We start from the raw sequence: 2,308 nt of genomic DNA, 5'->3' as shown, positions 1-2,308 counted from the left end.
GATCCCTCAAAGACGATGAGGTAGATAGGTTCGAGGTGGAAGTGTGGTGACACATGGAGCTGACGAATACTAATCGATCGAGGACTTAACCAAAATAAACTTGAACGCTTTCAATGTCTTTATCCAGTTTTGAGAGAACGAACTCTCAATTAAATATTGAGTGAAGTGACGATAGCAAAGAGGCCACACCCGTTCCCATACCGAACACGGAAGTTAAGCTCTTTAGCGCCGATGGTAGTTGGGGGCTTCCCCCTGTGAGAGTAGGACGTCGCTTCGCTTAAATTATTCCGAAGTAGCTCAGTGGTAGAGCAATCGGCTGTTAACCGATCGGTCGTAGGTTCGAGTCCTACCTTCGGAGCCATACATATTATTTTTAATAGTTTGGAAAGAAAGTTGGCCCGTTGGTCAAGTGGTTAAGACACCGCCCTTTCACGGCGGTAACACGGGTTCGAATCCCGTACGGGTCACCATTTTTAATATGTTGGAGGATTAGCTCAGCTGGGAGAGCACCTGCCTTACAAGCAGGGGGTCGGCGGTTCGAGCCCGTCATCCTCCACCATAATGCCGGTGTAGCTCAGTTGGTAGAGCAACTGACTTGTAATCAGTAGGTCGTGGGTTCGACTCCTATCGCCGGCACCATTTATGAGCCATTAGCTCAGTGGTAGAGCATCTGACTTTTAATCAGAGGGTCGAAGGTTCAAGTCCTTCATGGCTCACTTTAAATTATTCCATGAATGTGTTAGTAAAAGCATATCAGGCGTGTGGATAGCAGGGTAGATTACCTTCTTCCGCTACAATACGCCGGGGTGGCGGAACTGGCAGACGCACAGGACTTAAAATCCTGCGGTAGGTGACTACCGTACCGGTTCGATTCCGGTCCTCGGCATCTTTTAAGATATACAAAAATTATGCGCCTGTAGCTCAATTGGATAGAGCGTCTGACTACGGATCAGAAGGTTGTGGGTTCGACTCCTGCCAGGCGCGCCAAAGAGTAAATCGATTAATAAATTTTCATGGGGCCTTAGCTCAGCTGGGAGAGCGCCTGCCTTGCACGCAGGAGGTCAGCGGTTCGATCCCGCTAGGCTCCACCAATATTTTAAATATATATTATGGCGGCGTAGCTCAGCTGGCTAGAGCGTACGGTTCATACCCGTAAGGTCGGGGGTTCGATCCCCTCTGCCGCCACTTACTAATTTACTAAGTTTATATATTGGTCCCGTGGTGTAGCGGTTAACATGCCTGCCTGTCACGCAGGAGATCGCCGGTTCGATCCCGGTCGGGACCGCCATTTATAATTTCATACTTGGGTCTGTAGCTCAGTTGGTAGAGCATTTGACTGAAGCTCAAAGTGTCGGCGGTTCGATTCCGTCCGGACCCACCATTTGCGGGTGTAGTTTAATGGTAAAACCTCAGCCTTCCAAGCTGATGTCGTCGGTTCGATTCCGATCACCCGCTCCAATTTATTTTATGGGCCTATAGCTCAGCTGGTTAGAGCGCACGCCTGATAAGCGTGAGGTCGATGGTTCAAGTCCATTTAGGCCCACCATAATAGTCTAGTAATAATGGCAAAGAGGTCACACCCGTTCCCATACCGAACACGGAAGTTAAGCTCTTTAGCGCCGATGGTAGTTGGGGGCTTCCCCCTGCGAGAGTAGGACATTGCTAGGCGATGAAAGCACGATTCTATCGCTGCTTTTTTTATTCATATGGAGAGGTAGCGAAGTGGCTAAACGCGGCGGACTGTAAATCCGCTCCTTCGGGTTCGGCGGTTCGAATCCGTCCCTCTCCACCATCTTAATTGAACTTTAACTATGGCGGTTGTGGCGAAGTGGTTAACGCACCGGATTGTGGTTCCGGCATTCGTGGGTTCGATTCCGATCACCCGCTCCAATTTATTTTATGGGCCTATAGCTCAGCTGGTTAGAGCGCACGCCTGATAAGCGTGAGGTCGATGGTTCAAGTCCATTTAGGCCCACCATAATAGTCTAGTAATAATGGCAAAGAGGTCACACCCGTTCCCATACCGAACACGGAAGTTAAGCTCTTTAGCGCCGATGGTAGTTGGGGGCTTCCCCCTGCGAGAGTAGGACATTGCTAGGCGATGAAAGCACGATTCTATCGCTGCTTTTTTTATTCATATGGAGAGGTAGCGAAGTGGCTAAACGCGGCGGACTGTAAATCCGCTCCTTCGGGTTCGGCGGTTCGAATCCGTCCCTCTCCACCATCTTAATTGAACTTTAACTATGGCGGTTGTGGCGAAGTGGTTAACGCACCGGATTGTGGTTCCGGCATTCGTGGGTTCGATTCC

The 2,308-nt window shown here is 49.8% G+C and carries 17 tRNA genes and 4 rRNA genes; all 21 read left to right on the top strand.

What is annotated here, in order from left to right:
• Positions 1-93, top strand: a 23S ribosomal RNA gene (locus CRO45_RS10505); the annotation flags it as partial.
• 68 nt (positions 94-161) lie between these two features.
• Positions 162-277 (top strand): 5S ribosomal RNA (gene rrf / locus CRO45_RS10500).
• A 9-nt stretch (positions 278-286) separates the two neighbouring features.
• Positions 287-361, top strand: a tRNA-Asn gene (locus CRO45_RS10495).
• Positions 362-395: 34 nt separating this feature from the next.
• Positions 396-470, top strand: a tRNA-Glu gene (locus CRO45_RS10490).
• Between the two features lie 13 nt (positions 471-483).
• A tRNA-Val gene (locus CRO45_RS10485) sits at positions 484-559 on the top strand.
• Between the two features lie 4 nt (positions 560-563).
• A tRNA-Thr gene (locus CRO45_RS10480) sits at positions 564-639 on the top strand.
• A gap of 5 nt (positions 640-644) precedes the next feature.
• Positions 645-716, top strand: a tRNA-Lys gene (locus CRO45_RS10475).
• An 84-nt stretch (positions 717-800) separates the two neighbouring features.
• Positions 801-886 (top strand) — tRNA-Leu (locus CRO45_RS10470).
• Positions 887-910: 24 nt separating this feature from the next.
• A tRNA-Arg gene (locus CRO45_RS10465) sits at positions 911-987 on the top strand.
• Positions 988-1,015: 28 nt separating this feature from the next.
• Positions 1,016-1,091, top strand: a tRNA-Ala gene (locus CRO45_RS10460).
• A gap of 20 nt (positions 1,092-1,111) precedes the next feature.
• Positions 1,112-1,185: transfer RNA gene (locus CRO45_RS10455), tRNA-Met, on the top strand.
• A 27-nt stretch (positions 1,186-1,212) separates the two neighbouring features.
• Positions 1,213-1,288, top strand: a tRNA-Asp gene (locus CRO45_RS10450).
• Positions 1,289-1,305: 17 nt separating this feature from the next.
• Positions 1,306-1,381 (top strand) — tRNA-Phe (locus tag CRO45_RS10445).
• A gap of 3 nt (positions 1,382-1,384) precedes the next feature.
• Positions 1,385-1,458 (top strand) — tRNA-Gly (locus tag CRO45_RS10440).
• 11 nt (positions 1,459-1,469) lie between these two features.
• Positions 1,470-1,546 (top strand) — tRNA-Ile (locus CRO45_RS10435).
• Positions 1,547-1,552: 6 nt separating this feature from the next.
• Positions 1,553-1,668: ribosomal RNA gene (gene rrf / locus CRO45_RS10430) — 5S ribosomal RNA — on the top strand.
• Between the two features lie 40 nt (positions 1,669-1,708).
• Positions 1,709-1,792: transfer RNA gene (locus CRO45_RS10425), tRNA-Tyr, on the top strand.
• Between the two features lie 22 nt (positions 1,793-1,814).
• Positions 1,815-1,890: transfer RNA gene (locus CRO45_RS10420), tRNA-His, on the top strand.
• A gap of 11 nt (positions 1,891-1,901) precedes the next feature.
• Positions 1,902-1,978: transfer RNA gene (locus tag CRO45_RS10415), tRNA-Ile, on the top strand.
• Positions 1,979-1,984: 6 nt separating this feature from the next.
• Positions 1,985-2,100: ribosomal RNA gene (gene rrf, locus CRO45_RS10410) — 5S ribosomal RNA — on the top strand.
• Between the two features lie 40 nt (positions 2,101-2,140).
• A tRNA-Tyr gene (locus CRO45_RS10405) sits at positions 2,141-2,224 on the top strand.
• Positions 2,225-2,308: the final 84 nt, after the last annotated feature.

Origin of the sequence: Ureibacillus acetophenoni, from assembly GCF_900220965.1 — a bacterium.
Classification (GTDB): Bacteria; Bacillota; Bacilli; order Bacillales_A; family Planococcaceae; genus Ureibacillus; species Ureibacillus acetophenoni.
The sequence above is the reverse complement of the archived record's forward strand: the minus strand, read 5'-3'. Positions and strand labels throughout refer to the sequence as shown.